Raw genomic sequence first — 26,839 nt, 5'->3', positions numbered from 1 at the left:
TGCTCCTCGCGGGCGGGCGGGCGGTCAGCGCGAGCGGCGCGAGAGGCGCTCGACGTCGAGCAGGACGACGGCGCGGGCCTCCAGCTTCAGCCAGCCGCGGCCGGCGAAGTCGGCGAGCGCCTTGTTGACCGTCTCGCGGGAGGCGCCGACCAGCTGGGCCAGCTCCTCCTGGGTGAGGTCGTGGGAGACGTGGATGCCCTCCTCGGACTGCACGCCGAATCGCCGGGAGAGGTCCAGCAGCGCCTTGGCCACGCGGCCGGGCACGTCCGAGAAGACCAGGTCGGACATGACGTCGTTGGTGCGGCGCAGCCGGCGGGCGATGGCGCGCAGCAGCGCGATCGACACCTCGGGCCGGGCGTGCAGCAGCGGCAGCAGGTCGCCGTGGCCGAGGCCGAGCAGCTTCACCTCGGTGAGCGCGGTGGCGGTCGCGGTGCGCGGTCCGGGGTCGAAGAGGGACAGCTCGCCGATCATCTCGCTGGGGCCGAGCACCGCGAGCATGTTCTCGCGGCCGTCCGGCGAGGCGCGGTGCAGCTTCACCTTGCCCTCGACGACGACGTACAGGCGGTCGCCCGGATCGCCCTCGTGGAACAGCGACTCGCCGCGGGCGAGGGTCACCTCGGTCATGGAAGCGCGGAGCTCGGCAGCCTGGTCGTCATCGAGGGCTGCGAACAGCGCGGCGCGGCGAAGAACGTCGTCCACGTGCTTCCTCCTGCATCGTCCGGTCGGTGTTTCTCACCACCAAGGATGGCGTATGTCACTCCGATCATATGAGGAGGGGTCGGTCACCGAGTGTCGTACGGGGCCATTCGCACCTGTTCGTGCTACCCGCGGAGTGTCCGGTGGACACCCCGGCTCCGCAGGTGGGAGGCGGTTCGGGCGGGTGACGGGGGTGCGCGGAGAAGGCCCGGGATCGGATCGGCCGCGCCCGTGAACGCCGCGGGCCGCACACCCGGCCGGGTGTGCGGCCGGGTGTGCGGCCCGCGGACCGCAGGGCCGGTCAGGAGGCCGTGCAGCTCCCCACGGTGGGGGCCGCGGTGTTGCCGTTGGACTGCACCGTGAAGCCGAAGCTGGTGGAGGCACCCGCCGCCAGGCTCCCGTTGTAGGTCGAGGCGACCGTCATCACGGTGTGCGCGGCGTCCCAGGTCACCGCGCCGCTCCAGAGCCCGGAGAGCTGCTGTCCGGCGGCCAGGGTGAGCGTCACCTTCCAGCTGGTGACCGCCGTGCTGCCCGCGGTCACCGTCACCTTGCCGTTGAAGCCGCCCTGCCACTGCTGGTCGAAGGAGAAGACCGCGTTGCAGGCGCCGGTGGTGCCGCCGCCCGTCCCGCCGCCGCCGGTGCCGCCGCCGCCCGTCCCGGTGCCGCCGAGGGCCTGCTGGGCGGAGGTGAACGCCGGCTTCGGCTGGTAGCTCTGGTCGTACATGGTGGCCGCGCCGTAGCCGGAGAAGGCGCTCGGGATCCACGAGTCGGCGTCGCCGACGCCCCACTGGCTCACCCCGACGCAGCGGGTCACGGCCAGACAGGCCTTCACCACGGCCGCGTACTCGTTGGCCTGGGTGGTCAGGGCCGCGCTGGTGGCGGGCACGGTGGTGCGGTCGTCGAGTTCGGTGACGGCGACGTCCACGCCGAGGTCGGCGAAGCGCTGCATGTTGGCCTGGAGGCTGGAGGGCACCTGGCCCACGATGAAGTGGCTCTCGAAGCCCACGCCGTCGATCGGGACGCCCTGCGCCTTGAGCGACTTCACCAGGTCGTACATGGCGTTGCTCTTGGTGCCGGTGCCCTCGATGTTGTAGTCGTTCAGGTAGAGCTTGGCCGCCGGGTCGGAGGCGTGGGCGGCGGTCAGGGCGGCCGCGATGTAGGCGGGGCCCGAGCCGTACGCCTGGGTGAACGCGTCCTGCCGGTAGCTGCCGTCCTCGTTGAACGGCTCGTTGACGACGTCCCAGGCGTAGAGCTTGCCCTTGTAGTGGGTGACCTCGGCGGTGACGTGGTCCGTCATCGCGGTCGCGACCTGCGCGGTGGGCAGGCTGCTCACCCAGGACGGGAGCTGGCTGTGCCAGACCAGGTTGTGGCCGCGGACCCGCTGGCTGTGGGCCTGGGCGAAGGACAGGATCTTGTCGCCGGGGGCGAAGTTGAAGCTGCCGCGGGACGGCTCGACGGTGTCCCACTTCATCTCGTTGCCCGGGGTGACCATGTCGAACTGCGCCGCGGCGACCGCGGTGAGCGTGGAGTTGTTGAGGTTGTCGGCGGTCAGCGCGGTGCCGAAGTAGCGGTTCTGCGCCTCGGCGAGGCCGCGGAGCGTGGTGTCGGCGGCGCCCGCGGGGAGGCCGTTCCGAGCAGTGCGAGTACGGCCGCGGCCGCGGCGGCCGTGGCAAGGCGGTGCCGTCCTAGCATGCGCATGCCATTCCTCTTTCCGTTGAGCCGGGTGGGGGGCGGTACGGGTGAGGGTGTGTGGGGCCGATGGTGCGACACTGCGGCTGAAACATTCCGGAGTATGCACCGACTGTTTTCGCCGCGGCAAGGCCTACGGACGGGTCACTTCCCGGTGGACCGTCCGCAGGACCCGTCGAGGTGCCGGTGCGTCAGATCCCGGCCGGTGGCGGGGCGGTGCTGCTGCGCACGACCAGGCTGGTGGAGAGTTCGAGCCGGGTGGCGGTGCTCTCCTCGGCGCGCAGCCGGAGCAGCATCTGCGCCGCCTCCTCCGCCATCTTGCGCAGCGGCTGGTGGACGGTGGTCAGGGCCGGGCTCGTCCACCGGGCGAGCGCCACGTCGTCGTAGCCGACCACCGACAGGTCGTCCGGCACCTTGAGCCCGTGCAGCCGGGCGGCCTCCAGAACGCCGAGGGCCTGCAGGTCGCTGCCGGCGAAGATGGCCGTCGGCCGGTCGGGGCGGGAGAGCATCTCCATCGCCCGGAGCCGCCCGCCCTCCACGTGGAAGTCGCCGAACGCGACGAGCGCGGGGTCGACCGCGAGGCCGGCCATGCCCATCGCGGAGCGGAACCCGTCGAGCCGGGCCAGCGAGCAGAGCATGTCCTCGGGGCCGGTGATGATGCCGATCCGGCGGTGTCCGGACTCGATCAGGTGGCGGGTGGCGGCGACGCCGCCCGACCAGTTCGCGGAGCCCACCGACGGGACGTCCGGCTCCGGGTCGCCGGCCGGGTCGATGATCACGAACGGGATTGCCCGCGAACGCAGTTGCTGCTTGACCTCGGGCGGCAGGCTGGAGAAGACCAGCACCACGCCGAGCGGCCGGCGGCGCAGCACGCCCTCGATCCAGCCCGGGTCCGGGGCGTGCCGGGTGCCGCTCTCGGTGAGGACGACGCTGGCATCGTTGTCCTTGGCGACGTTCTCGATGCCGCGGATCAGTTCCATCGCCCAGATGCTGTCGAGCTCGTGGAAGACGATCTCGATCAGCGGCGCCTCCCAGGCCGACTTGGGCGTGCGGCGGTAGCCGTGGATCTCCAGCAGACGCTCGACCTTGCTCCGGGTCGGGCGGGAGACGTCCTGGCGGCCGTTGAGAACTTTCGAAACCGTCGAAATGGAGACCCCGGCCTCTTCGGCCACCTGGGCGAGGGTGACGCGCCCCGCCTCCTCGTCTTCGCGCATGCCGTGCAGCATAAGGCACCGCCCAGGGTCACGCTTTGGTAACCGCACGACCGGGGGTTGACCCCCGCAGTGCCGGGACTTAGCGTCGCAGCGCCAACATATTTCGGCGATGTGGCCGAAAGATTTCGAAAGGCACCGCGATGAGACGACTTTCCCGGCTCCCCCGCACGCTGGCCGGCGGCACCGCCCTGCTCCTCGGAATGACGCTGGCCGCCTGCGGCAGCGGTTCCGGCTCCTCCGACGCGGCCGGCAGCGGCCAGATCCACGTCCTGGTCTACGGCGACGCCACCAACAAGGTCGAGAAGCAGCTGGTCGACACCTTCAACAAGACTTCCAAGGTCAAGGCCGTCCTGGACACCATCCCGGGCGCCGACTACCAGCAGAAGCTCCAGACGATCATCAACACCAAGCAGGCCCCGGACATCTTCTTCAACTGGGGCGGCGGCTCGATCGCCCCGTTCGTCAAGGCCGACCTGCTCATGCCGCTCGACGACATGATCAAGAACGACCCGGGCCTCAAGGACAACTTCCTCCCGTCGGTGTTCAACACCGCGGTGGTCGGCGGCAAGTCGTACGGCATCCCGATGCGCGGCACCCAGCCCGTCCTGCTCTTCAACAACAAGAAGGTCCTCGCCGACGCCGGCCTGACCGAGCCGAAGACCTGGGACGACCTGCTGAACGCCGTGCGCGTCCTCAAGGCCAAGGGCGTCACCCCGATCGCGCTCGGTGGCGGCGACCAGTGGCCGACGCTGATGTGGTTCGAGTACGTCTACGACCGCGTCGCCGGGCCCGGCCTGTTCGAGAAGGCGCTGGGCGGCGACAAGTCCGCCTGGAACAGCGAGGACAGCACCAAGGCGCTCGGCATGCTGAAGCAGCTGATCGACGCCGGTGCGTTCGGCACCAACTTCGACTCGGTGAAGTTCACCGACGGCGGCTCGCCGGCGCTGCTGGCCCGCGGCAAGGCAGGCTTCGAGCTGATGGGCTCCTGGGAGTACTCCACCCAGCAGGACGCCAGCCCGGACTTCACCAAGAAGGACCTCGGCTACGGTTCCTTCCCGACCGTCACCGACGGCAAGGGCGACCCGAAGGACGTCGTCGGCAACACCAACAACTTCTACTCGGTGCTGAAGAAGACCAAGCACCCCGAGGCCGTCGCCGAGTTCCTCAAGCTCCAGTACTCCGACGAGTTCGTGCAGGCGCAGCTCGCCATCGGCAACCTGCCGACCACCACCAACACCTCGAAGTTCCTCGGCACCGCCGCCAACCCGGAGTACTCCACCTTCCAGTTCGACCTGGTGAAGCAGGCCCCCTCGTTCCAGCTCTCCTGGGACCAGGCGTACCCGCCCGCCGCGATCACCCCGATCCACCAGGCCGTGCAGCAGTTCTTCAACGGACAGCTCGACGCAGCCGGTTTCGCCAAGGCCATGCAGGCCCTGTCGACCAGCTGAGACAGGCTCACCCACATGACCACGACCGTAACCGCCGCAGTTGTGGAGAGGCGTCGGGCCGCTCGCCGGCCCGCCGCCACGGTGACCCGCCCGGGCTTCGTCTGGGCGGTTCCCGCCACCCTCTTCTTCGTCCTCTTCGCCATCGTCCCGCTGGTGCTGGTCGCCGTCCTCTCCTTCACCCGCTGGGACGGCCTCGGCGCACCCGAGTTCGCGGGGTTCGACAACTGGGTCGCGCTCTTCCACGACCCGGTGATGCTCAAGAGCCTCTGGCTCAGCCTGCTGCTCACCCTGCTCGGGGTCGCCGTCCAGACGCCGATCTCCCTGCTGCTCGGCGTCTGGGCCGCGGGCCCGCAGCGCAACCGCGCCGTGCTGTCGGCGATCTACTTCGTGCCGCTGCTGCTCTCGGCCACCGCCGTGTCCGTGCTGTGGCGGGCCCTGCTCGACCCGAACTTCGGCGTCCCCTCGCAGGCGACGTGGCTGTTCGGCGACGGCAACCTGTTCGGCTCGCAGACCGGCGCGATCGGCGTGCTGGTCTTCGTGGGGGCCTGGCAGTTCACCCCGTTCCACACACTGATCTACCAGGGCGCCGCCCGGGCCGTCCCGCCGGTGCTCTACCAGGCCGCCGCGATCGACGGCGCCGGCACCGTACGGCAGTTCTTCCACATCACGCTGCCGCAGATGCGCAACGCGGTCATCACCTCGACGATCCTCATGGTCGTCGGTGGCCTGACCACCTTCGACACCGTCCTGATCCTCACCCAGGGCGGGCCCGGCACCGACACCACGATCAGTGCCTACTACATGTACCAGAAGGCCTTCAAGGGCTTCGACTTCGGCGCCGGTTCGGCCATCGCGCTGCTGCTCGTCCTGGTGGCCACCGTCATCTCGCTCCTCGTCGTCCGCCTCTCCGGCTACGACAGGATGCGCAGCACCTCGGAGGGCCTGTGATGAGGCACCGCACCAACCACCTGGCCGGGCTCGGCTCGCTGGTCTGGCTGGTCGTCGTGGGCCTGCCGCTCTACGTGCTGCTGACCGCGACCCTGCAGACCCGTGCCGACTACGCCGCCACCGGCCCGCTGGGCATCCCGACCCACCTGACCCTGCAGAACTACCTCGACGACTTCAGCAACGGATTCGGCCAGTACTTCCTCAACACCGTGATCGTCACGGTGAGCGTGGTCGCCATCGTGCTGCTGGTCGTGCCGCCGCTGGCCTACGCGATCGTGCGCAGCCGCGGCCGGACGACCACCACCGTCTTCCGGCTGTTCCTGCTGGGCCTGGCGATCCCCGCGCAGGCGGTGATCGTGCCGATGTTCTACGTCATCAGCAAGGCCGGCCTGTACGACAACCTGATCGGTGTGATCCTGCCGACCGCCGCGTTCTCGCTGCCGGTCTGCGCCCTGATCCTCACCGGCGTGATGCGCGACATCAGCCCCGAGCTGTACGAGGCCATGGCCATGGACGGCGCCGCCCCCTGGCGGGTGTTCGTCCAGCTCGTCCTGCCGCTGTCCAAGGGCGGCCTGTCGACCATCACGGTCTTCTCGGCCCTCCAGGCCTGGAACGGCTTCCTCTTCCCCCTGGTGCTCACCCAGTCCGACGACACCAAGGTGATCACCCTCGGGCTCTACAACTTCCAGACCCAGTACGGCATCAACGTCCCCGGCCTGCTGGCCGCCGTGGTGCTGTCGATGATCCCGATCCTGCTCGTCTACCTGTTCGCCCGCCGCGCCCTTGTCCAAGGGCTGATGGGGGTCGGAGGAAAGTGACCGACACCGTGAACGTGGCCGTACAGACCGGGACGTCCGTGCCCGCCTGGCAGGACAGCACCCTCGACCCGGGCGCCCGCGCCGACGCGCTGATCGCCGAGATGACCCTGCAGGAGAAGACCGCCCAGCTGTTCGGCGTCTGGGTCGGCGCCGCCGGCGACGGTGGTGAGGTGGCACCGTTCCAGCACGAGATGGACGACGCCGTCGACCTCGACACCCTGCTCCCGCACGGGCTCGGCCAGCTCACCCGGCCGTTCGGCACCGCCCCGGTCGACCCGGCGCTCGGCGCACTGTCCCTGCTGCGCACCCAGCGCCGGATCGCCGCCGCCAACCGCTTCGGCATCCCCGCCCTCGCCCACGAGGAGTGCCTGGCCGGCTTCGCCGCCTGGCGCGCCACCGCCTACCCCGTCCCGCTCTCCTGGGGCGCCGCCTGGAACCCTGCACTCGTCCGCGAGATGGCCGCCGCGATCGGCCGCGACATGCGCGCGGTCGGCGTCCACCAGGGCCTGGCACCCGTCCTGGACGTCGTCCGCGACGCCCGCTGGGGCCGGGTCGAGGAGACCATCGGCGAGGACCCCTACCTGGTCGGCACCATCGCCACCGCCTACGTCCGGGGCCTGCAGTCCGCCGGCATCGTCGCCACGCTCAAGCACTTCGCCGGCTACTCCGCCTCCCGTGCCGGGCGCAACATCGCGCCGGTCGCGATGGGTGCCCGGGAGCGCGCCGACGTCATCCTGCCCCCGTTCGAGATGGCCGTCCGCGAGGGCGGCGTCCGCTCGGTGATGCACGCCTACACCGACACCGACGGCGTGCCGTCCGCGGCCGACGGCGACCTGCTCACCGGGCTGCTCCGCGACACCTGGGGCTTCGAGGGGACGGTCGTCGCCGACTACTTCGGCATCGCCTTCCTGAAGACCCTGCACGGCATCGCCGCGGACTGGGCCGACGCCGCGCGCGCCGCCCTCACCGCCGGCGTCGACGTCGAACTCCCCACCGTCAAGACCTTCGGCCGGCCGCTGCTGGACGCCGTCGCCGACGGCCGGCTCCCGAGCAGCTGATCGACCGCGCCCTGCGCCGGGTGCTCGTCCAGAAGGCCGAACTCGGCCTGCTCGACCCGGACTGGAGCCCCGTCCCGGCCGCACTGGCCGGCCGTGACCTCGACGACGCCGACGCGCTGCGCGGCACCGTCGACCTCGACCCGGCCGGCAACCGGGCCCTCGCCCGCGAACTCGCCGAGCAGGCCGTGGTGCTGCTGCGCAACGACGGCATCCTGCCGCTCGCCCGGCCGGCCCGGATCGCCCTGATCGGGCCGAACGCGCAGGAGGCCCGGGCCGTCCTCGGCTGCTACGCCTTCCCCGTGCACGTCGGCGGGCAGCACCCGGACATGCCGCTCGGCCTCGAACTCCCCACCCTGCACGAGGCGCTGGCCGCCGAGTTCGCCGGGAGCGAGATCGTCACCGCAGCCGGCACCGGCATCGACGACGGCGGCACCGACGGCTTCCCCGAGGCGCTCGCGCTGGCCCGCGGCGCCGACGTCGTGGTGCTCGCCCTCGGCGACCGGGCCGGCCTGTTCGGCCGCGGCACCAGCGGCGAGGGCTGCGACGCCGAGAGTCTCGAACTCCCCGGCGCGCAGCAGCAGCTGCTGGACATGCTGCTGGACAGCGGCACCCCCGTGGTGGTCACCCTGCTGGCCGGCCGGCCGTACGCGCTCGGGCGGGGCGCCGACGAGGCCGCCGCCGTCGTGCAGGCCTTCTTCCCCGGCGAGGAGGGCACCGGCGCCGTCGCCGGCGTGCTCAGCGGCCGGGTCAACCCGTCCGGCCGGCTGCCGGTCAGCGTGCCCCGCCGTCCGGGCGTCCAGCCCTCCGGCTACCTGGCGGCCAGGCTCGCCCAGGCCACCGACGTGTCCAGCACCGACCCCACGGCGGCCTTCGGCTTCGGGCACGGCCTCTCCTACACCGCGTTCGACTGGTCCGACCTCGTGGTGGAGAACGAACAGGCCGACACCGCGGGTGAGTTCCGGATGGAGCTGACCGTGCGCAACAGCGGTCCGCGGGACGGCGCCGAGGTCGTCCAGGTCTACCTGCACGACCCGGTCGCCTCGGTGGTGCAGCCCGTGCAGCGCCTGATCGGGCACCACCGACTGGCGCTGGCGGCGGGCGAGAGCGTCCGCCTCGCGGTCACCGTGCCCGCCGACCTGGCCTCCTTCACCGGCCGCGACGGCCGGCGGATCGTCGAACCGGGCGCCCTGGACGTGCGGTTCGCGGCCTCCAGCACCGACGTACGGCTCACCGCCCGGGTCGCGCTCACCGGCCCCGTCCGCCCGCTCGACCACACCCGCCGGCTGCACACGTCCTTCGACGCCGTGTAGCGGCACCCCGACCCCACCTGCCCCGACCTCCAGCGCCCGGTACCCCGCTTCGCCGGGCGCGGCGGCGGGGGCCGGGGCAGGTGGCCCACCGACCCGACCACAGGAGCGGCCCGTGCACACCGACCTGTCCGAGGAGGCGCTCCGGGCCTACCGGAGCGCCCAGCAGGCACCGGCGGACTTCGACGCCTTCTGGCAGCTCACCCTGCAGGAGGCCAGGGCGGCCGGCGGGACGGTCACCGTCGAGCCCGTCGACACCGGCCTGGCCACCGTGGACGTCCACGACGTCACCTTCCCCGGCTACGGCGGGGAGCCGATCCGCGCCTGGCTGCGGCTGCCGCGCGGTGCGCGCGGCCCGCTGCCCGCCGTCGTCCAGTACGTCGGCTACGGCGGCGGCCGAGGCCACGCCCTGGAGAACCTGCTCTGGGCGTCGGCCGGGTTCGCGCACCTCCAGATGGACACCCGCGGCCAGGGCTCCGGCTGGAGCCGCGGCGACACCCCCGACTCCGGCCCCGCCGGACCGCAGGTGCCCGGGGTGCTGACCCGCGGCATCGGCGCGCCGCACGACTACTACTACCGGCGGCTGTTCACCGATGCCGTCCGGGCCGTCGACGCCGTCCGGGGCCTGCCGCAGGTCGATCCGGCCAGGGTCGCGGTGCTCGGGCAGAGCCAGGGCGGCGGCATCGCGCTCGCGGCGGCCGCGCTCGTCCCGGAACTCACGGCAGCCGTCGCCCACGTGCCGTTCCTCTGCGACTTCCCGCGGGCCGTCGTCGTCACCGACGCCCACCCCTTCCGGGAGATCGCCGACTACCTGGCGGCGCACCGCCGGAGCGAGCAGACGGTGCACCGCACCCTCGCCTACATCGACGGGGTCAACTTCGCGCGCCGCGCCCGCATCCCGGCCCGCTTCTCGGTGGCGCTGATGGACGCGGTCGTGCCCCCGTCGACCGTCTATGCGGCCTACCACGCGTACGCCGGGCCGAAGGAGCTCGACGTGTGGCGGTACAGCGGCCACGAGGCCGGCGGCCCCGACGACGACGAGGCGGCGCTGCGCTTCCTGCGCGAGCGGCTGCGCCCGTGAGCCCGGATCAGCCGGCCGGCCCGGCGGTCTCGACATGGTGCCAGGCGGCGTTGCCCGGGGCGGGGTTGAAGTCGTAGCGCACCCCGGCCGGCCCGAGGGCCACCAGGGAGAGCGAGGTCGTCGCCCAGACCCGGCCGTCGCCGAAGTCGCGGTGCTGGACGAGCGCGGCCGGGTCCGTCCGGTCCAGGCCGTCGCCGTCGGCGATGACGGACCACTCGCCCCATGCCCGGTCGGTCGGGGTGTCCGCGCCGGCCGCGGGCCCGAGCGCGGGCGCGGGCCGGGGCGCGGACGCCAGCCGCGGCCGGAAGTGGGCGAGCCGGGCCGCCATCATCCGGGAGGCGCGCTGGGAGGAGGTGCGGTGCCCGGCGGTTCCCTCCATCCCGTCGTTGATGATGCCGTGCAGCCCGGGGCCGAGCGTCTGCCGGGTCAGCCCGGTGCCGTTCCAGCTCAGCACCGCGACCAGGCCGGGCTCGGCGGTGACCAGGTGGAAGGGGTCGTAGCGCTCCCAGTCGCGGTCGTCGAGGCCGTCGCCCGCGGCGGCCAGCAGCGGCAGTTCCCCGCGGGAGAGCCGGCCGGCCGGGTCGGCGGGCCGGCCGAACCCGTTGAGGATGCAGCCGAGCCGCGGGCCCGCTGCCTCGCTGCCCGGCCGTACGGCGAGCCAGGTGCCGCCCGCCAGCAGGTCCAGGCCGCCCAGCAGCCGGGGCTGCTGCGGCCAGTGCCGGGCCGGCGGCAGCCAGGCCCGGTCGGCGTACTCGTCCCGCGCCGCGAGGACGACCACCGGGGCGGGTGAGACGGGATCGATACTGACGAACACGGTGCACACGGCGCTTCCCCTCACTGCCGGACGCTCTCCGCTGCCGATCCTCGCACAGCGGGCCCGGGCGGCTACCGCTTCGTCCCGTCGACGATCACCGGGCTGCCGTTCGAGCCGCAAGGGCTGGCGTAGACCGGGTTCTTCTCCGCGGCCGCCTTGAACGCCTCGATGCACTGGCTCATCAGCATCCGGTCGGTCAGCGAGTCGGCGATCACCCGGTTCGCCGCCGCGGTGCTCTCCGAGTCGATCTTCCGCTTCTCCGCCTCGGCCTTCGCGGTGAGCACCGCCGCCTCGGCCTGCGCGGTGGCCTGCTCCTGTTGGATCTTCTGGTCGATCGCCTTCTGCAGGTTGTCGCTCGGCCGGACGTTGCGCAGGTTCACCCCGTTGACCAGGATGCCGCGCGGGGCGAGCCGCTCGGTGATGAGCCGGTCGATCTCGGCACTGATCGCCTCGCGCTGCGAGGAGTACCCCTCGACGCCGGTGTGCCTGGCGAACACGTTGCGCACGATCTCGCGGCTGTCCGGGTAGACCAGCCGCTGCTGGACCGCCGAGGCGCTGCCCGCCAGCTTGAACAGCGCGAGGGTGTGCGCCGGGTCGATCGACCACTTCACGGTGAGGTCCGCGTATAGCACGCCGCCCTCGGAGGAGCGCACCTCGACGGTGTCCTTGCCGGTCAGGTCGAGATCGGCCGGCCGGGTCGAGAAGGTCGTGACGTCGGTCAGCGGCGACTTCAGGTGCAGCCCCGACTGCCAGGTGCCACCGACCGAGCCGAGCGTGGTCGGCACCCCCACCTCGTACGGCTCGACGACGTAGGCGAAGGTGCTGAGGGCGAGCAGCAGGCCCACGACGCCGGAGAGCAGGCCGGCGACGGCGGCGGACCGAGACCGGACGACGCGGCGGCGCCGCAGCACGGCCAGCGTGATGCCGAGGGCGAGGAGCAGCAGGGATATGAGGAGCATCGTCACGTCTCTCGGACTCTGATCGGCAGGACGCGCGCAGCGTAGGCGGGCCGTGCGCATCCGTGAGCCGGGTTCGGACGATGTTCACCGGGGGTTGAGCCCCCGTCCGCCGCGGTGGGTGGCCTGCCGCGGTGGGTGGTCTGCCGCGGTCGGGCGTTCGGCCGGTGGTGCGCGAGGGCCTGAGTGAGACGGCGTCAGGCGGGCGCCGTCCCCGGCAGGCGAAGGGGCGGGGGCCGGCGGTGGCTCCGGGACCGGAGGGTGGGAGCGGCCACCGAAAGCGGCCACGCGGTGATCTGTTCGGCGTAGCCTTCGTGCATGGCAGAGAGCAAGGCCCGGAAGACCGCGACCAAGGCCCCGGCCGGGGCGACGGCAAAGCCGGCCGTGAAGTCGAGGAAGCCGGAGAGCCATCTGGCGATGGTGCGTCGCGCCCGGAGGATCAACCGGGCGCTCGCTGAGCTCTACCCGTACGCACATCCGGAGCTGGACTTCGACAACCCCTTCCAGCTGCTGGTGGCCACCGTGCTGTCGGCGCAGACCACCGACCTGCGGGTGAACCAGACCACGCCGGCGCTGTTCGCGAAGTACCCGACGCCGGAGGACATGGCGGCGGCGGTGCCGGAGGAGCTGGAGGAGATCATCCGGCCGACCGGCTTCTTCCGGAACAAGGCGAAGTCGCTGCTGGGGCTGTCCGCCGCGCTGCGGGACGACTTCGGCGGGGAGGTGCCCGGCCGGCTGGCCGACCTGGTCACCCTGCCCGGCGTGGGCCGCAAGACCGCCAACGTCGTGCTCGGCAACGCCTTCGGCGTCCCCGGCATCACCGTGGACACCCACTTCGGCCGCCTCGCCCGCCGCTTCGGCTGGACGCAGGAACAGGACCCGGAGAAGGTCGAGGCGGCGGTCGCCGCGATCTTCCCGAAGTCCGAGTGGACGATGCTCTCCCACCGGGTCGTCTTCCACGGCCGCCGCGTCTGCCATTCCCAGAAGCCCGCCTGCGGCGCCTGCCCGGTCGCCCCCTCTGCCCCTCCTACGGCGAGGGCGAGACCGACCCGGAGAAGGCGGCCAAGCTGCTGAAGTACGAGCTCGGCGGGCAGCCCGGACAGCGGCTGCGGCCGCCGGCCGGCTACCCCGGCCAGCCGGCCGCCCCCGCCGCGGCGCCGGACACCGCCCCGGGCGACCTGCCGGGCGCGGTGGCCGAAGGGGGTGCCGCGTGACGGTCCGCGTCCAGCGGGACGGCCTCCCCGCGTGGCTGCTGCCGGTGCGGGCCGCCGCCGAGACGGTCCGCCCCGAGCAGCTCAGCCGCTTCCTGCCGCCGCCCACCGGCGGCCGCCCGTCGGCCGTACTGATGCTGTTCGGCGACGGCCCGGCCGGGCCCGACCTGCTGCTGATCGAACGGGCCCGCTCCCTGCGCTCGCACGCGGGCCAGCCGTCCTTCCCCGGCGGCGCGCTGGACCCGGAGGACGGCGACCCGGCCGGCCCCGGGCCGATCGCCGCCGCCCTGCGCGAGGCCGAGGAGGAGACCGGGCTCGACCCGGCCGGCGTCCAGGTCTTCGCGACCCTGCCTGCGCTCTACATCCCGGTGAGCGGCTTCGTGGTGACCCCGGTGCTCGGCTGGTGGCGCCGGGAGACCCCGGTCGCGCCGGTCGACCCGGCGGAGACCGGCGCCGTGTTCCGGGTGCCGATCGCCGACCTCACCGACCCGGCCAACCGCGCCCGGCTGCGGCACCCGTCGGGGTTCACCGGTCCGGCCTTCGAGGTCGCCGACCGGTTGGTCTGGGGCTTCACGGCTGGCGTGATCGACCGTGTCCTGCACCACAGCGGACTGGAGCGGCCGTGGGACACCGAGCGGACGCTGGCCCTCTCCGACGAGGCCCTCGACCTGTCCTACCGCGACCGTGACCGGCTGCGGGACGGCCTCACCGGCCGTCCCGGCGACCGGACCCCGCGCGCTGCCGGCTGACCCCGCGGCCGCTGCGGCCGCACCCGTCCGTCCCACCGTCGGCCGAGTCCATGGGAGGGTATCGGGGTGAATGTCCTGGATCTGCTGCTGATCGCCGCCGCGGTGGGCTTCGCCGTCTCCGGCTACCGGCAGGGTTTTGTCGTCGGTGTGCTCTCGGTGCTCGGCTTCCTCGGCGGCGGCCTGATCGCGGTGCAGCTGCTGCCCTTCCTGCTGCGCCACCTCGGTCCCGGCACCACCGCATCGGTGGTGGCGGTCGTCGTGGTGATCGTGTTCGCGGCGGTCGGCCAGGCCGTCACCACCCACTTCGGCTGGAAGCTGCGCGGCCGCATCGGCCGCGGCCGGGCCAAGACCCTGGACGCGATCGGCGGCTCGGTGGTCAACGTCATCTCGATGCTGCTGGTCGCCTGGCTGATCGGCTCGGCGCTCGCGGGCACCTCCCTGCCGACCGTCTCCAAGCAGGTCAGAACGTCGAAGGTGCTCTCCACCGTCCAGGACGCGCTGCCCTCCGACGCCCCGAACTGGTTCTCCGACTTCAGCCGCGAACTCGCCCGCAACGGCTTCCCGCAGGTCTTCAACCCCTTCGAGCGCGAGCCGATCACCGAGGTCGACCCGCCGGACCCGGCCCTCGCCGGGAGCCCGGCCGTGCAGCGCGCCCGGCAGAGCCTGGTCAAGGTGGTCGGCACCGCGACCTCCTGCGGCAAGACCCTGGAGGGCAGCGGCTTCGTCTTCGCCCCGCACCGGGTGATGACCAACGCCCACGTGGTCGGCGGCGTCGACGAGCCGACCGTCCAGATCGGCGGGACGGGACGCCTCTACGACGCCACTGTCGTCCGCTACGACTGGCAGCGCGACATCGCCGTGCTGGACGTACCGAAGCTCGACGCCCCGCCGCTCGCCTTCGCCGGCGACGCCCGCACCAACGACAGCGCCATCGTCGCCGGCTTCCCGGAGAACGGCGCCTTCAACGTGCAGCCCGCCCGCATCCGCGGCCGGATCCAGGCCAACGGGCCCGACATCTACCACCGCGGCCAAGTCGTCCGCGACGTCTACTCCGTCCGCTCGCTGGTCCGCCAGGGCAACAGCGGCGGCCCGCTGCTCACGCCGTCCGGCGACGTGTACGGGGTGGTCTTCGCGAAGTCCCTGGACAGCTCGGACACCGGTTACGTGCTCACGGCGGCCGAGGTGCGCGACGACGCCGCCCAAGGGGCGAACGCCACCGCACGGGTGGACACCGAGGGCTGCGCGCTCTGACCCGGGCCGCGCGCCCGCGCCCGCATCCACATCCGCGCGGGCCTCGGCCGGTCTGAGCGGCGCGATCGCGGGTACCCGGTCCTCCGGCGGCCGGAGCGGCCACGGCCGGTCCACTCCGGGCGGGGTCACGGACGCCGTGCGGGCTGGTAGCGTCTGCGGCGCCCGCCGGAAGGGGAGGTCTCGGACCACGATGATGGGTCATTCGCACGCCGTCAGCGGCGCGATGCTGTACGCGGCCTCGGCGCCGTTCCTGCCCCCGCTCCTGCTCGGCGTGCACCTGGCGCCGGCCGACATCCTCATGGGCACCGTGCTCTGCGCCGGTGCCGCCCTGCTGCCGGACCTCGACCACCACGACGGCACGATCGCGCACTTCCTCGGCCCGATCTCCAAGCTGCTGTGCCGGTTCGTCGCCTGGATCTCCGGCGGTCACCGGCACGCCACGCACTCGCTGCTGTTCGTGGCGCTGACCGGCCTCGGCGCCTGGGCGGGCATCAGCTATCTGGGCCGGAACTTCACCCTGGGCCTGACCTTCGTCCTGCTGGCGCTGGCGATCCGGGCACTGCGGCTGCACCCGCCGGGCGACGGGCCCACGGCGTGGCTGACCATCATGGGCATGGCGGCCCTCGGCACGGCGGGCCTGAACCGCTGGATGCCGAACGCCCCGGGCTGGCTCCCGTACGCGGTCGCGCTCGGCACCCTGGCCCACCTGCTCGGCGACTGCCTCACCAAGCAGGGGGCCCCGCTGCTGTGGCCGCACCGCGAGCGGTACGAGATCGTGCTGATCAAGCGCAGCGGGAACGGTGTCGAGACCAGGTTCCTCGTCCCGGTGATGACCGTGGCGACGTTCGCCCTGCTCTGGTTCACGGCACTGGCGCCGACCGTGTCGTCCTGACCGGCGCGTCGGCGACCAACGCATCCGCGACCCGCGCATCGGCGACCGGCGTCGGCCCCTCTCGGCGTCAGCCCTCCCGGCGCAGCCTCGCGCCGACCCAGCGGGCGCGGCGGCCCAGGATGCGGGGGATGCCGAGCCGGTGTGCCCCGGAGGGTTCCTGCCGTCCTGGATCGGCCTCGTGGGGCCAGGCGGACGACAGGGGCTGAGAGGTCTGGTGGGACTGGTCCTGCGAGGTGCGGCTTCCACGGCGGCGTCGGCGCGGGGCTGCATCGCGATCGGGCATCCAGGTCATACCGGATGGATGCCCGTGGGCCGAGAGGAGTAACCGCCTCCGGACTTCCCATCCGGCCTATGCGATTGTCATATGAACAATCGTCAGGTTTCTGTTCCGGCGGTGCGCGGGCTCAGTCGGCGTGCTGCCGGATCCACGAGATCAGCTCCTCGGTGAACTCCTCCGGGGTCTCCTCATGCGGGAAGTGGCCCACGTCGGGCAGCAGCCGCCACCGGTACGGCGCCTCGACGTACTCGCCCGCGCCGAGCGCGGTGTGCGCCAGGAGGACGGGGTCGGCCGCCCCCTGCACGTGCAGCGTCGGCGCGGTGATCGGCTTCTTCATCCGGCGGGCGAACTGGATGCCGTCCGGACGGGCCAGCGACCGCAGCAGCCACCGGTAGGGCTCGATCGAGCAGTGCGCGGTCGACGGGATCCGGATGGCCTGGCGGTAGGCGTCCACGGCCTCGGCCGGCAGGCCGTTCGGCCCGGCCCAGGCGTTCAGGTACTCGCCGACGAGGGCGCCCTCGTCGGCCACCAGCTGCCGCTCCGGGATCCACGGCCGCTGGAAGCCCAGGACGTGGTCCAGGGCGGCGATCTGGCGCCGGTCGGTCAGCAGCGCGCGGCGCAGGTGCCGGGGGTGGGCCGCGGAGACCACGGTCAGGCTGCGGATCACCGAGGGCCGCATCACCGCGGCGACCCACGCCAGCGAGCCGCCCGCCGCGTGTCCGACCAGGTGCGCGCGGCGCTCGCCGAGCGACCGGATCACACCGGTGATGTCCAGCGCGAGGTTGCCGGGGTCGTAGCCGCGAGGGTGCGGTCGCTGCCGCCGACGCCGCGCAGATCCAGTGCGACGGCCCGGAACCCGGCCTCGGCGAGCGCGGTCAGCTGGTGCCGCCAGGCCCACCAGTACTCGGGCCAGCCGTGCACCAGCAGCACCAGCGGGCCCTCGCCCGCCTCGGCGACGTGGAAGCGGGCGCCGTTGGCGGCCACGTCGCGGTGGGTCCACGGGCCGGTCGAGCGGATGCTCCACGGCGCGCCGGAGCCCGCCGGACCGGCCCCCGACCGGCGACAGGGCCGGTGAGGGGGCGGTGGCGGGTCCGCTCGCGGCGGGCCGTCCGGCACCGGTACGGGGCTCAGCGGGCTTCGCGGGTACGGGCTTGTGGTCCAGCGGCATACCGAGAGCCTGTCATACCCGTGCTACGAATACGTTCCCGGCACTCGCGGCGCCGGGCACGATTGGGCCACGGAGCCGCTGGTGACGCGGTGGTGACGGTGTCGGCGGGGGCGGCGCCGGGGCCCTGGACCGAGGCGGTGGCCCGGGTGCCGTCGGTGGTCGCCGTGGTCCGGGTGCCGTGGGTCGGGGCGCCGTGGTCGGGGTGCCGTGGGTCGGGGCGCCGTGGTCGGGGTGCTGTGATCCGTCCCGGCGGGTGAGAGGTCAGGAGATCCGGCCGAGTGCCCGGTCGATCTCCTCCTTGGTGGCCGGACGCGGGCGGGCGTTCTTCAGCACGTCGGCGGTGGCCTGGGCCCCCTCGATGGTGCGGCGCGGCTTCTCGATCTTCTTGAACGAGCGCATCGCCAGCAGCCCGAGGAGCGCGGCGATCAGCAGGTAGGCGCCGCCCACGATCAGGAACGACCAGCCGAGGGTCAGCCCCAACGCCTGCAGGCCGTACGCCGCGGCGAAGCTGAGCATCGGGATCGCCGCGAGCGCCACGACGCCGGCCACGGTCACCGAGACGCCGCCGGTGACACCGCGCTTCACATCGGCCCGGATCTCCGCCTTGGCCAGCGCGATCTCGTCGTGCACGAGGGCGGACAGGTCCTCGGTCGCTGCGGCGAAGAGCTGGCCGACGGAACGCTCGCCCTCGTACGGGGCCCGGCCGCTGCTGGACGGGTCTGCGACTCCTGCGGGCATCAGCGGTTCTCCTTCGCACGGCTTTCGGTCCATCGACAGCTCAGCATCATGCCCCTACCGGCTGGTCGGACACCACTCCGGGGCCGGACGGCGGCGTGTCAGGTGGACGGGGCGTCAGTCCGCCGGGCGTAGACATCGGGGATCCCGTCGCCGTCGGAGTCCTGGTTCTCCTCCTCGTAGAGCATCCGGTAGTGCCGGTTGCGCAGCTTGAGCAGCACGGTGGCGATCGCGGCGCACACCACCGACCCCACCAGGACGGCAGCCTTGGCCTGCCGCTGGAGGTCCGGATCGGAGGGGTAGGCCAGCTCGCTGATGAGCAGGGAGACGGTGAAGCCGATCCCGGCCAGGACGGAGACTGCGAAAACGTCGCGCCAGACCAGTTGCGGGTTGAGCTCGGCCCGGGTGAAACGGGCCGCGAGCCAGGTGCCGCCGAACACCCCGACGGTCTTGCCGACCAGCAGACCCAGCATCACGCCGAGCGGCGCGGCCTGGGTGAACACCTCGGTGAGCGACTTCCCGGACAGGTTGACGCCGGCGGCGAACAGCGCGAAGAGCGGTACCGCGATGCCCGCCGAGACCGGACGGACCTGGTGCTCGATGTGCTCACCGGGCGAGTGCTCCTCGTCCGCCCTGGTGTGGCAGCGCAGCATCAGGCCCATCGCGACGCCGGCCACCGTGGCGTGCACCCCGCTCTCGTGCATCAGGGCCCAGATCACGAAGGCCAGCGGCAGGTAGAGGTACCAGCCGCGCACTTCGAAGCGGTTGAGGACCCAGAAGAGCACCAGCCCCGCCAGGGCTGCGGCCAGGGCCCAGTAGGTGATCCCGGTGGTGTAGAAGATCGCGATGATCAGAATGGCGATCAGGTCGTCGACGACGGCCAGCGTCAGCAGGAACGCCCGCAGCGCGGAGGGCAGGTGACTGCCCACCACGGCCAGCACTCCCAGGGCGAAGGCGATGTCGGTGGCGGTCGGGATCGCCCAGCCGCCGGGGTGCCCGCCCGCTCCGGAGTTGACGACGGCGAAGATGATCGCCGGCAGCGCCACGCCGGAGAGTGCCGCGGCGACCGGGAGCAGGGCCGCGCTCGGCGTTCGCAGGTCGCCTGCCACGAACTCCCGCTTGAGTTCGATTCCCGCGACGAAGAAGAAGATCGTCAGCAGGCCGTCGGTGGCCCAGGCTTCCAGCGAGAGGTCCAGGTGCAGCGGTGAGCCGGGACCGATCGTGTACTCGCTGACCGTCTCGTACGAGTGCGGCCAGACGTTGGCCCAGACGAGGGCGATCACTGCGGCGACCAGGAGCAGGACGCCGCCGACCGTCTCCGTCCGCAGTGCGTCCAGGACGAAGCGCCGCTCGGGGAGGGAGAGGAGGCCGAGGAATGTGCGGCGCTCGTTCGGTGCGGACGGCTGCGGCGTGGCCACGGCGGAGGACCTCCTGAGGGGCGGCGGCTGACTCCCGACGTCTCCGACCTGCGAAGACACCGGTGGTGCGGTGCCGACCAGACTTCCCGGCGCGCCTCAGTTCTCGTTCGTCGGTGACCATTCTATGGGCGCTGCCGGTCGGTCCGTTCTTGGGACGATCCTCCGGCACCTTGCGGGAGCCCGCGCGCGGGAGGTACCGGAGGTGGGACGGGCAGCGGCCCGCCACGGGCGTCCACGGGTGCGTGATCACGCGCACCGTGAGCGTCCCGTGCCGGGCCGGGGCGTGTGAGTCGGAGGCGGGCCGGGGATGGGCCGGGGGTAGGCGTCCGTGGTGGACCGGGGGCTGCCCGGTCCACCACGGGGGTGCCGTTCGTCCGGTTCGGTTCGTCCGGGTCAGTCCTCGCTGCCTGCGGTGGGGAGCTGGGACTGGATGAGGCTCATGACGGAGGAGTCGGCGAGGGTGGTGGTGTCGCCGACCTCGCGGCCTTCGGCGATGTCGCGGAGCAGGCGTCGCATGATCTTGCCGGAGCGGGTCTTCGGGAGCTCGCTGACGACCTTGATCTGCTTGGGCTTGGCGATCGGGCCGAGCGTCCTGCCGACGTGGTTGCGCAGGTCGGCGACCAGCTCCTCGCTGTCGGTCGCGGTGCCGCGGAGGATGACGAACGCGACGATCGCCTGGCCGGTGGTGGCGTCGGTGGCGCCGACGACGGCGGACTCGGCGACCGCGGGGTGGCCGACGAGGGCCGACTCGACCTCGGTGGTGGAGATGTTGTGGCCGGAGACGAGCATGACGTCGTCGACCCGGCCGAGCAGCCAGATGTCGCCGTCCTCGTCCTTCTTGGCGCCGTCACCGGCGAAGTAGCGGCCGGGGAAGCGGGACCAGTAGGTGTCGATGTAGCGCTGGTCGTCGCCCCAGATCGTGCGGAGCATGGAGGGCCACGGCTCGGTGAGGACGAGGTAGCCGCCGGAGCCGTTGGGCACCTCGTTGGCCTCGTCGTCGACGACGGTGGCGGCGATGCCCGGCAGGGCGCGCTGCGCGGAACCGGGCTTGGTCTCGGTGACACCGGGCAGCGGGCTGATCATGACGGCGCCGGTCTCGGTCTGCCACCAGGTGTCGACGATCGGGCAGCGGCTGCCGCCGATGTGCTCGCGGTACCAGATCCAGGCCTCGGGGTTGATCGGCTCGCCGACGCTGCCCAGCACGCGGAGGCTGGAGAGGTCGAACTTGGCCGGGATGTCGTCGCCCCACTTCATGAAGGTGCGGATCGCGGTCGGCGCGGTGTAGAGGATCGTGACGCCGTACTTCTGGACGATCTCCCAGAAGCGGCCCTGGTGCGGGGTGTCCGGGGTGCCCTCGTAGATGACCTGGGTGGCGCCGTTGGCGAGCGGCCCGTAGACGATGTACGAGTGACCGGTGACCCAGCCGATGTCGGCGGTGCACCAGTAGACGTCCGTGGCCGGCTTGAGGTCGAAGACGGCGTTGTGCGTGTAGGCGGCCTGGGTGAGGTAGCCGCCCGAGGTGTGCAGGATGCCCTTGGGCTTCCCGGTGGTGCCGCTGGTGTAGAGGATGAACAGCGGGTGCTCGGCCTCGTGCGCCTCGGGGGTGTGCTCGGCGGACTGGCGGTCGACGAGCTCGTGCCACCACACGTCGCGGCCCTGCGTCCAGGCGGTCTCCTGGCCGGTGCGGCGGACCACCAGGACGTTCTCCACCTGCGGGCACTTGGCGAGCGCCTCGTCGATGGCGGGCTTGAGGGCGGTCGCCTTGCCGCGGCGGTAGCCGCCGTCCGCGGTGATGACCAGCTTGGCGTCGGCGTCCTGGATGCGGGAGGCGACGGCGTCGGCGGAGAAACCGCCGAACACCACCGAGTGGGTGGCTCCGATCCGGGCGCAGGCGAGCATCGCCACGACGGCCTCGGGGATCATCGGGAGGTAGACCGCGACCCGGTCGCCCTTGTCGACGCCGAGCTCGGTCAGGGCGTTCGCGGCGCGCGAGACCTCGTCCTTGAGCTCGGCGTAGGTGATGGCGCGGCTGTCGCCGGGCTCGCCCTCGAAGTGGATGGCCACCCGGTCGCCGTTGCCGGCCTCCACGTGGCGGTCGACGCAGTTGTACGCGACGTTGAGCCGGCCGTCCGCGAACCACTTGGCGAACGGCGGGTTCGACCAGTCCAGTGTCTCGGTCGGCTCGACGGCCCAGTCCAGGCGGCGCGCCTGCTCGGCCCAGAAGGCGAGCCGGTCCTCGGAGGCCTGCTGGTAGGCGGCCGCGGTCACGTTCGCCGTGGCGGCGAGCTCCGCCGGGGGAGCAAAACGGCGCTCCTCCTTGAGCAGGTTGGCCAGGCTCTCGTTGCTCAACGCGCACTCCTCATCGAGTCTCATCGTGCCGGGTGATCCCGTGCGGAGGGATTGTCCCGTGTGTCCCAGCGCACAGCTCACCAGGCGAACGGGCGTGTTGACAAGAGGCGCCCGTAAATTGGTGTAGACCTTTCATCTCCTGGGGCTGCTCTGTGCGCCTGGTGGCAAGGGGCGCGCTGCTCTTGCCGGCGCGGGGCGGGGCGGGGTGGGCGGGGCGGGGTGGCGCGCGTCGGGGTGGACCGGCGGGGTGCGGCAGTAGGGGAGGTGCGCTTGGTCAAACCCCCGGGCGCGGGCGTACAGGTGGTTCCGGAGGGCGTGTGAAGGCGGCGGAGCCCCGCCATTGTCTGCGCAGGGCCTTGACGACCTGCGATGCGGGTACTCCACTGGTCGGGCGGGCCTGCGGCTCTCGCCGCGGGCCCGACCATCGGCGTTCCATCTCGGTGACACCACCTCGGCGAAAGGGGCCGGGCGATGCCTGGAACCCCTCCACCCTCCTCGGCGAGCGCGCCGGCTTCAGCCCGCCCCGGCGACTTCGCGGTCGCCCGGATGGACGGCAGGATCGGCCGCCTGATCAGATTCGGACAGTGGCTCAACGGCGACGGGTTCGCCGACTACGAACACGCCTTCGTCTACGTCGGCGACGACCGACTGGTGGAGGCCCAGCCCGGCGGGGCACTGCTGCGGCCGTGCTCGGTGTACGAGGGGCGGCCCGCCCTCTGGTCCACTGGGCACTTCGTCCTGACGGCTGAACAGCGAGCCGCCGTCGTGGCTGCCGCCTACGGCTACGTGGGCGTTCCGTACAGCGTCCTCGACTACTTCGCGCTCGCCGCCCACCGCTTCCACCTGCCGATCGGGCCGCTCATCAAGGGATATGTGGCCGACAGCCGTCACATGATCTGCTCCCAACTGGTCGACCAGTGCTACCAGGACGCCGGTGTCAAGCTCTTCGACGACGGACGGTGGCCCGGCTATGTGACCCCGGCCGACCTGGCGGGCCTGCTCCGCGGTTGATCCCGGGCGCAGGCCATGGTCGACCAGGGTCGGGACGGCGTCAGACGGTCGCCGGGGCGCGGGTCACCCGCTGCTCCTCGCGGTACTCGGCGGACACCGGGTGGAAGTGCCCGCTCGGCGCGTCCAGCACGTACGCCTCCGCGGTGGCGAAGTCGAAGTACATGCCGACCAGCCGAAGGCTGCCCTCCGACACCCGTCGCTCCACCGCCGGGTTCGCCAGCAGTTGGTCCAACTGCTGCACCACGTTGGTGATGCACAGCTCCTCGACGGTGTCGGTCGGCTGCCGGTCGGCGAAGCGGGCGGGTGCGCGCTTCAGCCGGGCGAGGGAGCCGCGCCCGTTGCGCAGCCAGCGGGCCAGCGGTGTCGGCGACCCGGGCTGCTCATGGAGGCCGTCCAGAAGAGCCTTCATGGCGCCGCACCCCGAGTGCCCGCAGACCGTGATCGAACGCACCTCCAGTACCTCGACCGCGTACTGCACGGCGGCCGCCACCGAGTCGTCGGCCGCGCCGGGCTCGTACGGGGCCGGGACGAGGTTGCCGACGTTGCGTACCGTGAAGAGGTCGCCGGGGCCGCTACTGGTGATCATGCTGGTGACCATGCGCGAGTCGGCGCAGGTCAGGAACAGCTGGGACGGGGTCTGGCCCTCCTGGCCAGCCGCGCCAGCTCCTCACGGACCAGGGGGCGGTGTGCTCCTGGAAGCCGCGCACGCCGTCGAGCAGCCGGCCGTGCGGATCGTCGCCGGCCTGTTCGATGCAGTGGTGCCCCATCCAGGGAGTCCAGGCGCGGCACCGGTGTGCGGCCGAAGCGGGATCGGCCCCGACGGTGCCGTCCGGGTCCAGTACGGCCGTCCGCTGCTGCTCCGTGACCATGGCGACCCGGCCGCCGCCTGCCTGGTGGACGGCCCGCCAGGTGTGCACGGTCTCGTAGGCGGCGTGGTCCAGGAAGGATCCGTCATGGTGCACGGTGACCGACGCGCCCGGGGGATCTGTGCAAGCGCCCGGGCGAGCTTGGGAACGGCCGCGAAGGTCAGCGGGCCGTGGGTGCGGACGTGGACGACGCCGTCGGGGGCCGGGGTCACGTCGACATGCGCCCGGGTCAGCCGGTAGAGGGCGACCGTCGCGGCCACCGCACCGCCTGCGGCGACGCCCAGCGGCACCCCGAGGACGACCACTCCGACCACGGTCGCGAGGTACACCGGGAACTCCCGGTGCCGGTGCACCCGGCGGATGTGGGCGAAGCTCACCATCTGGATGCCGACCACGAGGACGAGCGCGGCGAGTGCGGCCAGCGGGATCCGGCGCAGCCCGCCCGCCAATGCCAGCGCGGCGAGGACCACCCAGCAGCCGTGCAGCACGGCCGACCAGCGCGAGACCGCCCCCGCCTGCACGTTGGCGGTACTGCGCACGGCGCCGCCGGCGACCGGCAGGCCGCCGCAGAGACCGGAGACCATGTTGGCCAGCCCCTGGCCGCGGAGCTCCCGATCCAGGTCGCTGGAGCTGTGGGACATCCGGTCGACGGCGACGGAGGAGAGCAGCGACTCGACGCCGGCCACCGCTGCCACGGTGAGGACGACGGCGAGCAGTGCGGGCCACTCGTGGGCGAGGACCTCCGTGGACGGCGCGGCGGCGAGGGCGTGCTGACTCCAGCTGGGCAGCTCCACCCGGGCCAGTCGGAGCCCGAGGCCGACCGATAGGGCTGTCCCGGCGGCCACGGCCACCAGGGCTGCCGGCAGGCGCGAGAGCCGGCGCCCGATCAGGCCCGCGTGCCCCGGCAGCCGACCGAGCCGGGGCCAGCAGAAGAGGGTGGCGACGGCGACCGCGCCGACGGCCAGCGCGGGCAGGTGCGGCCCGCTGATCTGGTGCGGCAGGGCGATCAGGTTGTCCAGCGCCGAGCTCTGCGGTGATCCGCCGAGGACGACGTGGAGCTGGGCGATGGCGATGGTGAGCCCGACGCCGGCCAGCATCCCGTGGACGACCGCGGGGAGACCGCGAGCGCGGCCCGGGCGACCCTCAGCGCGCCGAGCAGGAGCTGGACGAGGCCGGCGGCGACGGTCACGGCGCAGGCCACCTGCCAGCCGTAGCGGCCGATCACGCCGGCGATGATCACGGTCAGGGCGGCCGACGGGCCGCTGACCTGGAGGGGTGCCGCCGAGCAGTCCGGCGACGAGACCGCCGGCCGCGGCGGCCACCAGCCCGGCCGTCAGCGGCGCGCCCGTGGCCAGGGCGATGCCGAGGGAGAACGGCACGGCGATCAGGAAGACCGCCAGCGAGGCGGGCAGGTCGTGGAGGAGCACCCGGCGCCCGGGGCCGGTGCCCGTCGGAGGCCGGGGCGCGGCCGGGGGCGGCGCGTGGTCGGTGGTGTCAGAGGCGATGGGTGCGGCGGAAATGTCGAGGGTCATGGCTTCCCGTCTCTCCGGGGAACGAACGCAGTCAGGTCCGGCGATGCTGCGGGCGGATCGGCTGTCGTGGGTTGCGACGGCTGGGCGGGATGGTGTGAGCGCGGCGGGTGCCCGCGGGGCTCATAGACCATCAAGGCTCGGCTGGCCCAAGAATCGGTAAACCGAGAGTAATGAGATCTTTGCACGGTGTGAATCCGAACGACAGGCCGGAGCGGTGGATTCACCTTTATGAGTGGCCGGAATGAGGTGTGGGAACTCGCGGTGCCGCGCACGACGGAAGGGCCGCCGAACGCGCAGGTCAGCGCGGACGGCGGCCCCGGTCGGGCGGCGGAAGCGGGCCGGGCGGCGGGGCCGGTCAGGCCGGCGCGGCGTCCAACTGGGCGGCCCCGAGGACGAAGCCCTCGTCGATCTGGGCGGCCAGGTCGATGCCGACCTTGGCGTTGCCCCAGCTCTCGGCGTTCCGCAGGTGGAAGTGGACGGCCTGGGCGGTGTAGCGCTCCGGGTCGCGCAGCGCGAACGCGCCGTCCGCCTCGGCCTTCAGGGTTTCGAGGACGGCCCGGTTCTCCGGCTCCAGGGTGCGCAGGGCCGGCTCGGCGCCCTGCTCCAGCCGTCGCACCCATTCCGAGTGCCCGAAGGCGGCCAGCAGGTCCTCGCCGACCTCGCGGCGGAGGAATGCGAGGTCGGCCGTGGTCTGCACCTTGTTGCCGACCACGCGGAGGGCGACCCCGAAGTCGCGGGCGTACTCCTTGTACTGGCGGTAGACCGAGATCCCCTTGCGGGTCGGCTCCGCGACCAGGAAGGTCAGGTCGAACCGGGTGAACAGGCCGGAGGCGAACGAGTCGGACCCGGCCGTCATGTCGGTCACCACGTATTCGTTGCGACCGTCCGTCAGGTGGTTGAGCAGGAGCTCCACCGCGCCGACCTTGGAGTGGTAGCAGGCGACGCCGAGGTCCTCCTCGGCGAAGGCGCCGGTGGCCATCAGGCGCACCGAGCCCTCGTCCAGCGCGACGGGACGGGCGCACGCCGTGTAGACCGGGTTGTCCTCCACGATCCGGAGCAGCCGCGAACCACTCCCCGGGGGAGTGGTTTTGATCATCTCGTCGGCCGAGCCGATCCGCGGGTTCCCGCCGCGCAGGTACTCCTTGATGGCGGGCAGGTGCGCGCCCAGCGAGGAGTGCGGCGGCCTGGTCGTCGGTCAGTCCCAGGGAGGGGCCCAGGTGTTGGTTGATGTCCGCGTCGATGGCGATCACCGGTTGGCCGGCGGCGGCCAGATGGCGGATGAACAGTGCGGACAACGTGGTCTTGCCGCTGCCGCCCTTGCCGACGAAGGCGATCTTCATCTGGGACTCCC

General features: G+C 72.5%; 16 protein-coding genes and 5 pseudogenes. 10 read left to right on the top strand and 11 right to left on the bottom strand.

What is annotated here, in order from left to right; translation table 11 throughout:
- Positions 1-24 precede the first annotated feature (24 nt).
- From ABEB13_RS19710 to ABEB13_RS19700, 3 genes are all read right to left on the bottom strand, one after another.
- Positions 25-699, bottom strand: coding sequence for a Crp/Fnr family transcriptional regulator (locus ABEB13_RS19710; protein ID WP_030272710.1), 675 nt, complete (start codon positions 697-699; stop codon positions 25-27).
- A 298-nt stretch (positions 700-997) separates the two neighbouring features.
- Positions 998-2,494, bottom strand: coding sequence for a glycoside hydrolase family 10 protein (locus tag ABEB13_RS19705; RefSeq protein WP_345706551.1), 1,497 nt, complete (start codon positions 2,492-2,494; stop codon positions 998-1,000).
- A gap of 82 nt (positions 2,495-2,576) precedes the next feature.
- Positions 2,577-3,611 (bottom strand): LacI family DNA-binding transcriptional regulator, encoded by a 1,035-nt coding sequence (locus ABEB13_RS19700; RefSeq protein ID WP_345706550.1) that lies wholly within the window; start codon positions 3,609-3,611, stop codon positions 2,577-2,579.
- A 128-nt stretch (positions 3,612-3,739) separates the two neighbouring features.
- Here ABEB13_RS19700 and ABEB13_RS19695 point away from each other — a divergent pair, with 128 nt between their 5' ends.
- The 5 genes and pseudogenes from ABEB13_RS19695 (at position 3,740) to ABEB13_RS19675 (ending at position 10,259) form a co-directional block, all read left to right on the top strand.
- Entirely contained in the window at positions 3,740-5,047 is a 1,308-nt protein-coding gene (locus ABEB13_RS19695; protein ID WP_345706549.1) for an ABC transporter substrate-binding protein, read from the top strand.
- 15 nt (positions 5,048-5,062) lie between these two features.
- Positions 5,063-5,995 carry a carbohydrate ABC transporter permease gene (locus ABEB13_RS19690; RefSeq protein WP_100889489.1) on the top strand — a complete coding sequence of 311 codons (933 nt, stop codon included), beginning with the start codon at positions 5,063-5,065 and terminating at the stop codon, positions 5,993-5,995.
- The gene (locus tag ABEB13_RS19685) at positions 5,995-6,813 is read left to right on the top strand and encodes a carbohydrate ABC transporter permease (RefSeq protein ID WP_345706548.1); all 819 of its coding nucleotides are present in this window, start codon (positions 5,995-5,997) and stop codon (positions 6,811-6,813) included. Before ABEB13_RS19690 ends, ABEB13_RS19685 begins: the two co-directional genes overlap by 1 nt.
- A pseudogene (locus ABEB13_RS19680) lies at positions 6,810-9,181 on the top strand (beta-xylosidase/alpha-l-arabinosidase). Before ABEB13_RS19685 ends, ABEB13_RS19680 begins: the two are co-directional and overlap by 4 nt.
- Positions 9,182-9,293: 112 nt before the next feature.
- Positions 9,294-10,259: an acetylxylan esterase gene (locus tag ABEB13_RS19675; RefSeq protein ID WP_345706547.1), complete on the top strand. Its 966-nt coding sequence runs from the start codon at positions 9,294-9,296 to the stop codon at positions 10,257-10,259.
- A 7-nt stretch (positions 10,260-10,266) separates the two neighbouring features.
- On the opposite strand, the gene ABEB13_RS19670 is transcribed toward ABEB13_RS19675, so the two are convergent.
- Both ABEB13_RS19670 and ABEB13_RS19665 read right to left on the bottom strand, forming a co-directional pair.
- Positions 10,267-11,073, bottom strand: coding sequence for an NRDE family protein (locus ABEB13_RS19670; protein ID WP_345706546.1), 807 nt, complete (start codon positions 11,071-11,073; stop codon positions 10,267-10,269).
- Between the two features lie 71 nt (positions 11,074-11,144).
- Entirely contained in the window at positions 11,145-12,032 is an 888-nt protein-coding gene (locus ABEB13_RS19665) for a prohibitin family protein (protein WP_345706545.1), read from the bottom strand.
- 315 nt (positions 12,033-12,347) lie between these two features.
- On the opposite strand from ABEB13_RS19665, the pseudogene nth reads away from it, so the two are divergent.
- The 4 genes and pseudogenes from nth (at position 12,348) to ABEB13_RS19645 (ending at position 16,132) form a co-directional block, all read left to right on the top strand.
- Positions 12,348-13,243 (top strand): annotated as a pseudogene (nth, locus tag ABEB13_RS19660) (endonuclease III).
- The gene (locus ABEB13_RS19655; RefSeq protein WP_345706544.1) at positions 13,240-13,989 is read left to right on the top strand and encodes an NUDIX hydrolase; all 750 of its coding nucleotides are present in this window, start codon (positions 13,240-13,242) and stop codon (positions 13,987-13,989) included. The pseudogene nth and the gene ABEB13_RS19655 overlap by 4 nt, the downstream one beginning before the upstream one ends.
- Before the next feature lie 66 nt (positions 13,990-14,055).
- The gene (locus ABEB13_RS19650; protein ID WP_100889496.1) at positions 14,056-15,240 is read left to right on the top strand and encodes a MarP family serine protease; all 1,185 of its coding nucleotides are present in this window, start codon (positions 14,056-14,058) and stop codon (positions 15,238-15,240) included.
- Between the two features lie 190 nt (positions 15,241-15,430).
- Complete coding sequence (locus ABEB13_RS19645) at positions 15,431-16,132, top strand: metal-dependent hydrolase (protein ID WP_345706543.1); 702 nt, start codon at positions 15,431-15,433, stop codon at positions 16,130-16,132.
- A 404-nt stretch (positions 16,133-16,536) separates the two neighbouring features.
- Here the strand turns inward: ABEB13_RS19645 and ABEB13_RS19640 are convergent.
- The 4 genes and pseudogenes from ABEB13_RS19640 to acs form a co-directional block, all read right to left on the bottom strand.
- Positions 16,537-17,330, bottom strand: a pseudogene (locus ABEB13_RS19640) (alpha/beta fold hydrolase).
- A gap of 508 nt (positions 17,331-17,838) precedes the next feature.
- Positions 17,839-18,315 carry a phage holin family protein gene (locus ABEB13_RS19635; protein ID WP_345706542.1) on the bottom strand — a complete coding sequence of 159 codons (477 nt, stop codon included), beginning with the start codon at positions 18,313-18,315 and terminating at the stop codon, positions 17,839-17,841.
- A 98-nt stretch (positions 18,316-18,413) separates the two neighbouring features.
- Entirely contained in the window at positions 18,414-19,730 is a 1,317-nt protein-coding gene (gene nhaA / locus ABEB13_RS19630; RefSeq protein ID WP_345706541.1) for a Na+/H+ antiporter NhaA, read from the bottom strand.
- Between the two features lie 393 nt (positions 19,731-20,123).
- Positions 20,124-22,079 (bottom strand): acetate--CoA ligase, encoded by a 1,956-nt coding sequence (acs, locus tag ABEB13_RS19625; protein WP_345706540.1) that lies wholly within the window; start codon positions 22,077-22,079, stop codon positions 20,124-20,126.
- A gap of 471 nt (positions 22,080-22,550) precedes the next feature.
- Between acs and ABEB13_RS19620 the strand changes: the two genes are divergently transcribed.
- The gene (locus ABEB13_RS19620) at positions 22,551-23,090 is read left to right on the top strand and encodes a hypothetical protein (RefSeq protein ID WP_345706539.1); all 540 of its coding nucleotides are present in this window, start codon (positions 22,551-22,553) and stop codon (positions 23,088-23,090) included.
- Positions 23,091-23,130: 40 nt separating this feature from the next.
- On the opposite strand, the pseudogene ABEB13_RS19615 reads toward ABEB13_RS19620, so the two are convergent.
- Both ABEB13_RS19615 and ABEB13_RS19610 read right to left on the bottom strand, forming a co-directional pair.
- Positions 23,131-25,488: pseudogene (locus tag ABEB13_RS19615) on the bottom strand (SulP family inorganic anion transporter).
- Between the two features lie 355 nt (positions 25,489-25,843).
- Positions 25,844-26,828 (bottom strand): annotated as a pseudogene (locus ABEB13_RS19610) (ATP-binding protein).
- Between the last annotated feature and the right edge of the window lie 11 nt (positions 26,829-26,839).

The organism is Kitasatospora paranensis (genome assembly GCF_039544005.1).
In the GTDB taxonomy this organism is placed as follows: Bacteria; Actinomycetota; Actinomycetes; order Streptomycetales; family Streptomycetaceae; genus Kitasatospora; species Kitasatospora paranensis.
Note: the sequence above shows the minus strand (reverse complement) of the source record. Positions and strands in the feature narration are given on the sequence as shown.

Coding starts and splice junctions, on each gene's coding strand:
- ABEB13_RS19700 (WP_345706550.1), bottom strand. CDS start 3,611: ATGCTGCACGGCATGCGCGAAGACGAGGAGGCGGGGCGCGTCACCCTC.
- ABEB13_RS19695 (WP_345706549.1), top strand. CDS start 3,740: ATGAGACGACTTTCCCGGCTCCCCCGCACGCTGGCCGGCGGCACCGCC.
- ABEB13_RS19690 (WP_100889489.1), top strand. CDS start 5,063: ATGACCACGACCGTAACCGCCGCAGTTGTGGAGAGGCGTCGGGCCGCT.
- ABEB13_RS19685 (WP_345706548.1), top strand. CDS start 5,995: ATGAGGCACCGCACCAACCACCTGGCCGGGCTCGGCTCGCTGGTCTGG.
- ABEB13_RS19665 (WP_345706545.1), bottom strand. CDS start 12,032: ATGCTCCTCATATCCCTGCTGCTCCTCGCCCTCGGCATCACGCTGGCC.
- ABEB13_RS19645 (WP_345706543.1), top strand. CDS start 15,431: ATGATGGGTCATTCGCACGCCGTCAGCGGCGCGATGCTGTACGCGGCC.
- ABEB13_RS19635 (WP_345706542.1), bottom strand. CDS start 18,315: ATGCCCGCAGGAGTCGCAGACCCGTCCAGCAGCGGCCGGGCCCCGTAC.
- ABEB13_RS19620 (WP_345706539.1), top strand. CDS start 22,551: ATGCCTGGAACCCCTCCACCCTCCTCGGCGAGCGCGCCGGCTTCAGCC.